This window comes from Vibrio sp. R12-SW3-ISO1 (assembly GCF_059834005.1).
Map to the genome: position 1 here is coordinate 21048 of NZ_JCBDGK010000013.1, position 6328 is coordinate 27375.

Annotated in this window: 6 protein-coding genes; 1 reads left to right on the top strand and 5 read right to left on the bottom strand. The window is 50.1% G+C overall.

The window, feature by feature from the left end; genetic code table 11:
- Window positions 1-212 precede the first annotated feature (212 nt).
- The 4 genes from AC6R0R_RS03440 to rsgA all read right to left on the bottom strand — a co-directional run bounded on the left by AC6R0R_RS03440 (window position 213) and on the right by rsgA (window position 4917).
- Window positions 213-1100 carry a DMT family transporter gene (locus AC6R0R_RS03440; protein WP_500625715.1) on the bottom strand — a complete coding sequence of 296 codons (888 nt, stop codon included), beginning with the start codon at window positions 1098-1100 and terminating at the stop codon, window positions 213-215.
- A gap of 119 nt (window positions 1101-1219) precedes the next feature.
- Entirely contained in the window at window positions 1220-2629 is a 1410-nt protein-coding gene (locus AC6R0R_RS03445) for an SLC13 family permease (protein ID WP_500625711.1), read from the bottom strand.
- A gap of 177 nt (window positions 2630-2806) precedes the next feature.
- Window positions 2807-3700, bottom strand: coding sequence for an archaetidylserine decarboxylase (gene asd, locus AC6R0R_RS03450; RefSeq protein ID WP_500625712.1), 894 nt, complete (start codon window positions 3698-3700; stop codon window positions 2807-2809).
- A 161-nt stretch (window positions 3701-3861) separates the two neighbouring features.
- A complete protein-coding gene (gene rsgA / locus AC6R0R_RS03455) occupies window positions 3862-4917 on the bottom strand; it encodes a small ribosomal subunit biogenesis GTPase RsgA (RefSeq protein ID WP_487903422.1) in 1056 nt (351 codons plus the stop codon).
- A gap of 110 nt (window positions 4918-5027) precedes the next feature.
- Between rsgA and orn the strand changes: the two genes are divergently transcribed.
- Window positions 5028-5573: an oligoribonuclease gene (gene orn / locus AC6R0R_RS03460; RefSeq protein ID WP_487903423.1), complete on the top strand. Its 546-nt coding sequence runs from the start codon at window positions 5028-5030 to the stop codon at window positions 5571-5573.
- Window positions 5574-5672: 99 nt separating this feature from the next.
- On the opposite strand, the gene AC6R0R_RS03465 is transcribed toward orn, so the two are convergent.
- The coding region (locus AC6R0R_RS03465) for a hypothetical protein (RefSeq protein ID WP_500625713.1) at window positions 5673-6328 on the bottom strand (656 nt) is incomplete at its 5' end.

The following is a 6328-nucleotide window of genomic DNA, read 5'->3' on the forward strand; positions in this document are numbered from 1 at the left end:
ACACTTTTTAACCAAAACTGTAGGTTAAGATCAAATAAACTGGGCGAAATGCCGTTGTTATCTTTCACCATGCCCAGTGTGTGGAATTACTCCGTCTCTCTTTACTTGCCAGTCTCGACCTAATTTTATCCCTTTTAAAGCGGAATCTATCTATTAGTTCAATAGGTGCTATTGATGGCCGCTGTTCACACTAACCTGTGTGAGCCTTGGGTTCAACTCACCAAGATACTGGTGCCGGCGACCGCGACCAAAGCGCCAATCCACGCATAACGGTTGGGGCGCTTTTTGGTGTAGATCCACAGTATAGGCAACAACATGATGGGCGTGGTGGAAGAGAGTAGCGCAACCATACCGACGTTCCCTTCACGCAGCGCATAGAGGATCAGTGTCATCCCTACTGCCATCGCGAGAAAACCGTTGATCGCGGTAATCGCAAAAATGCGCGTGTTCATCGGTTGCGTCGCTCTCGCTAGCCGTGCGCCGGAGAGAAAAAAGACGCTGTGCGCGACAAAGGCGGTCATCATACGCATGGCGGAGGCGGCGATGGGATCGATCGCGGTTTGCATGATCGGCTTGGCGATAATGCCGCCCAATGCCTGACACAGCGCAGCGAGGAGACCAAGTCCGATACCCGCCCAAATGTTGCCTTTAATGGACTCTAAGCTATTCGCCGCTTGACCTCTGCGCCCGAAAAATATCGCCGTTAAGACACCGGAAAAGACCAGCGCTGAACCGATGAGCTCAAGCGAGGTCATACTTTCGCTAAACAGGAAATAGCCGAGTACGGCAGAGAACACCGCATGGCATGAGAAAAGCAAACCCGCTTGTCGTGGTCCCATGCGATTGAGACAGGCAAACAGCGCGGTATCACCGATGAAGATACCCACTAAGCCCGATAGCGCCATTGCTGAAACCGCAGTGAGCTCAACGCTTGCCCAGCCGCCCGTCAACCAAGCCATCGAGGCGAGAATGGCAGACGTGCACCCCATTCGCCAGCGGCTGTAGGCAAAGGTCCCTAAGTGCTGCGCAGGTGTGACAGACAAAATACTTGCTACCGCCCATAAAAACGCGGCCGCCAATGCCAGCCATTCATAGCCCATAATCGTGAAATCCAAAGCAAATCATTAAGGTAAGCAATATGCACGAAAACGCGCTAGAAACAAAGCGCCCAGGTAAGAGAACCTGGGCGCCGAGCTAAGTATGATCTGTGGGGCAACGGTTACGTAAGAATGAGCGTTGCTGCATAAACAATAGCAAGACCAATCAAGCCAATAATGACGCCGGTTTTGGCCATGTCTTTACTCTCAATTAGCCCTGTTGAGTAAGCCAGGGAGTTCGGCGGTGTTGAGACAGGCAAAATCATACCGAGAGAGGCTGAGAAGGCCACAACAACCAATAAGGCTTGCAGCCCGCCAATGGCTGCCAAGCTCTCCATCGAAGCGCCAATGGCTGCCGCGATGGGCATCAACAAGTTGGCGGTCGCGGTGTTGGACATAAAGTTGGCCATCAACCAACACACCATAGACAACGTGATGACCACCGCGACAGGCGAGAGGGTCTCGTAATCGATCGCATGTGCCAGCGCTTCAGCGAGCCCAGTTTTATCCAGACCAATGCCAATGGCGATACCACCGGCAACCAGCCACAGCACATCCCAGTTGATCAGCTTGAGTTCTGCTTTGCCCATAATGCCAGTCAAGGTGAAGACGGCGAGAGGAATGATCGAAACCACATAGGTGTTCATGCCGTGCAATTGAGTGGTCATCCACAACAAAATAGTGATGGCGAAGGTGCAATAGACGGTAATAGCCCGCCAGTTGCGTTGGAACTGACCATCGAGTTTGAGCTGCATCTCATTGGATGTGGAGGGGAAGAGTTTTTGCAGTAAAAACCAAGCGATGGTGAGCTGAATAATCACGAAGGGCAGACCCATCATCATCCAGCTTAAGAAGGTAATCGAGTTGTCACCTGTCAGGTATTGCAGCGCGATGGCGTTGGGTGGGGTACCAATCGGGGTGGCAATGCCACCCGTATTGGCGGCAATAGGGATACATAACACTAACGCTTTGATGCCCAAATCCCCTTTGGGTGCAGAAGCGACAATCGGGCCAAGCAAGGCCAGCATCATAACAGTGGTTGCGGTGTTCGACATAAACATCGAAAACACAGCAGTGATCAGCATTAATCCCAACATGATGAACTTGGGCTGTTTGCCAAAGGGTTTGAGCAACACCCGTGCTAGATTGTTGTCGAGTTCATACTTTGAGGCCGCGATCGCAAGGGCAAAACCGCCCATAAAGAGAATAATAATCGGCGAGGAAAAGGCGCTGAATATGTCTGTGTAATCGAGCAATACGCCTAGGTCATGATGGGGCGGCGGGGTACGAAACCAGTGCAATCCTTTATTGGAAATCATCACCAACTCAAGCGCGATAATCAGGATAGAAGTGGCAAAAACAGGTACTGGCTCTAACACCCACAGCAACGCCGCCAGCAAGAATATGGCCAGTAGGCGATGTTGGATCAGGGTTAAGTCGTCAATGGGAATCCAATCGATGGGCATAAAAAGCACAGCAAGAGGGAGCCCAAAACTGACCAGAAGTTTGATAAGGATTCCGGGTTTCAACATGACAGTAAACCTCAAGGTTTTTCGACGAAACACTAGAGTAATTTACAATCAAATTAAGGTCTTGGACGTAGCTGGAACTTTTAGCAAACAGTTGAAAATGTTCACTGGGTTTTGTCTTGGGTCAAAAAAGCCCCAACTTTGTGGGGCTTGGAGAGACGGTGTGAATCGAACGCTCTGTTATTCAGACTCAGACGTGGATTCACTCTGGGTCGCGTTGCGTTGGTGTGCGTAAGGCGTGCCCATAGCTGTGGTCGCACCGGTACTCATTGCGTCATCAAAGGTGATCGCGTCTTTTGCAAAAAGGTTGATGACGGTGGAGCCGAGCTTAAAGCGCCCCATCTCCTGGCCTTTTTTCAAGATCACGGCTTTGTTACCAGTGGCTGGGTAATCCCATTTGTACACCGTGTTGCCACGAGGAGGGGTGACGGTGCCAGCCCAGACTTGCTCAATGCTACCAACAATCGTTGCCCCTACCAGCACTTGCGCCATCGGACCGAACTCAGTATCAAAAATCGACACCACGCGTTCGTTGCGGGCAAAGAGGTTAGGTACATTCTCGGCGGTCAGTGGGTTGACCGAGAACAGATCGCCCGGTACGTAAATCATTTGGCGCAGCGTGCCATCGCATGGCATGTGTACGCGATGGTAATCACGAGGCGAAAGGTACAAGGTCGCAAAGTCACCCTCAGCAAACTCTTTGGCCAACTCGGCGTCGCCACCAAGCAATTCTTGCGCGGTATAATCGTGCCCTTTGGCTTGGATTAGCTTGCCATCTTGAATTGGGCCAAATTGGCTCACACAGGCATCTGCAGGGTGAGTAATTACTGACTCACCTTCTGCGATTGGGCGAGCGCCTTCTTTGAGTTCACGGACAAAGAAATCATTAAATGTGGCAAAGTGCTTAGGATCCGAATGCTTCGCTTCGTCCATATTCACGTTGTACTGTTTGATAAACCATTTGATGATGGCTGTGGTTAGACCGCCTGCTTTGGCAGAGGCTAGCTTGCCCACAAGGCGAGTGAGGCCGTGTTGTGGGATCCAGTATTGCAGCCCAACTTTAATCTTATCCATGGTGTTTGATTCCAATATCGAAATAACAGGTTGCGATTGCACGCGCTTAATCGGGCGCGAGATACTAATCAATCTGGCTTTAAAAGTCAGCCATTCTCATTCAACTTTCCAAGCTTGCTAGGCACTTTAAGACCCAGAGCAAGGAATCTGTGCTCTAGGGGCTAAAGATCCGCTTTCTTGTTACGTGAATACTGACGATTGGCTTTGTTTTCTGCCATGCTCTCTAAGATGCGGTGGTAGTTGTCGAAACGCACTTCGCTGATGTCGCCTTTCTCCACGGCTTCAACCAGTAGACAGCCTGGATCATCTAAGTGCTTGCAGTCCCTGAACTTGCAGCCCCCTAGATAGGGTTTGAACTCGACAAACGCCTCGGTTACCTGTTCTGCTTCGAGATGCCAAAGGCCAAATTCGCGTACCCCAGGTGAGTCGATTAAGTCACCACCGGAAGGGATATGATAGAGGCGAGAGGCGGTCGTGGTGTGTTGTCCTAGGCCGGAATTTTCAGAAATTTCCCCTTCCTCGACATTAAACTGTGGCATCAAGGCATTAACCAAGCTCGATTTACCCACACCCGATTGACCGACAAAAATATTGATCCGCCCTTGCAGCTCCGCTTCTAGGGCCTCGATACCTTCTCCAGTCTGTTTACTGACCAGCAATACCGGGTAGCCGATACGTTGGTACTCTTCGAGCCAAGATTGGTAAGTCTCACGTTGCGCCTCATCGAGAAGATCGATTTTGTTGAGCACAATCAGAGGGGCGATCTGCAACGTTTCAGCCGCCACTAGGTAGCGGTCAATAATGTTGAGAGATAACTCAGGCAAAACGGATGAGACGATCACCATTTGGTCGACATTCGCCGCAACCGGTTTAAGACCGTCGTAATAGTCAGGTCGAGTGAGGACGGAAGTCCGTGGCTCCACCGCTTCCACTACGCCGGAAATGCCGTCCATCGATTCTAATCCAGCGCGCCAAATCACCTTGTCGCCAGAGACAAGAGATTCGATACCACGACGAAGGTTGCAGCGGTGCACCTCTAGTGTTTCACTATCTTCAATATCTGCATGCTGACCAAAGCGTGTAATGACCAGGCCTTTCTTGGTCGCACCCAGCATGGTTTCGTCCCATTGCACGGACTCTTCACTTTTTAGCTTACGCTTTTGGTTGCTGCGTACTCGCCTAACTTGACCTTTGGTGAGCTTTTTCTTTTTTGCCACAGTGTTTACTTAACCATTTCTCTACATTGTCGATCCGCTCGATTGCTATCTTGAGGATCAGAATTTGGGTATAGTACCCTTTTTAGCGATAAACCAATAGGCAACACTTTATGTCCTTTAGCGATCAAAATTTAATTTGGATTGATCTTGAGATGACGGGGCTTGACCCGGAGACTCATAAAATCATCGAAATCGCGACCATTGTCACCGATGCTCAGCTCAACATTTTAGCTGAAGGGCCCGTACTTGCCATCCATCAACCAGAATCTGAATTGGCGAAAATGGATGAGTGGTGTACGACAACGCATACCGCCAGTGGTTTGGTGGAGAGAGTTCGCCAGAGCCAAGTGAGCGAGCAGCAAGCAGCAGAACAGACCTTAGCCTTTTTAGAGCAGTGGGTAGCGAAAGGCCAATCACCGATTTGTGGCAATAGTATTGGTCAAGATCGTCGATTCTTATACCAACACATGCCAGAGCTCGAAGCCTATTTCCATTATCGGTACATCGACGTCAGCACGCTTAAAGAGTTAACGCGTCGTTGGAAGCCGGAAGTGTTGACGCAGTTTTCGAAAAAGGGCAGTCATTTGGCGATGGACGACATCAAAGAGTCGATCGCAGAGCTCAAGTTCTATCGCGAAACCATCATGACCATTTAGTTTCGATGGCGATGAGTCCATCTCGCGAAAAATAAACAACCCCGCACTCATACTGCGGGGGTTGTCTGTTTTAGGTCTGTATTGATAACACAACGACTGTTAAGGGATCGGCAAGAAGACAAACTGTGCCACACCTTGGACGACTTTGGTGATACTGCGATTGGTTTTGTCTGCGACGATGAGCGCCATCATATCTTGAATCATCACCATCTTGGCAAACAGCCGATCAAAGCTGATGTCATAGTCGTCCCCCTCAAGTTGGTTTGAGAGGAGAAACAGCTCGCCCGTATCGTCTCTGCGCTTATACAAGCGCCAGACAAACACTTCTATATTGCGTGCGCTGTTATAGAGTGCCTGCTCATCCAGAGAATCGAGGATGAAGAACTCTTGCTGGTGGTTGTACGATCGCCTGAGCATCTCTGTTAGTCCTACCATTGCCGCGAACACGCGATCTCCTTGGAAGTCATCATTGAAACTGAGCAGTATCGCATCAATGCTGGTTAGACCGCCGAGTTCCTCGAACACTAAGCTCGGGAGTTCAATGGTGTCCTCGTCGCCAAAGATTTGCGTGAGTCGCTGATCTAACGTCATGTCGGGCGCTTTTTTGAGTTGCCAAGGATTTCTTACGTAAAGCTTGCGTGTCAGCTCTATTAACAGCGCTTTTTGTTCCCTAGCGTGAACGTCCATGACAAAATCGACATCACTTTTGCCAAGGTTCCTCACGGGCTTAGGCAGTGCACCACACCCAGATAAGA

Bases quoted from the DNA above. Each gene is read 5' to 3' on its own strand.
- AC6R0R_RS03440 (WP_500625715.1), bottom strand. From the start codon at position 1,100: ATGGGCTATGAATGGCTGGCATTGGCGGCCGCGTTTTTATGGGCGGTA.
- AC6R0R_RS03445 (WP_500625711.1), bottom strand. From the start codon at position 2,629: ATGTTGAAACCCGGAATCCTTATCAAACTTCTGGTCAGTTTTGGGCTC.
- asd (WP_500625712.1), bottom strand. From the start codon at position 3,700: ATGGATAAGATTAAAGTTGGGCTGCAATACTGGATCCCACAACACGGC.
- orn (WP_487903423.1), top strand. From the start codon at position 5,028: ATGTCCTTTAGCGATCAAAATTTAATTTGGATTGATCTTGAGATGACG.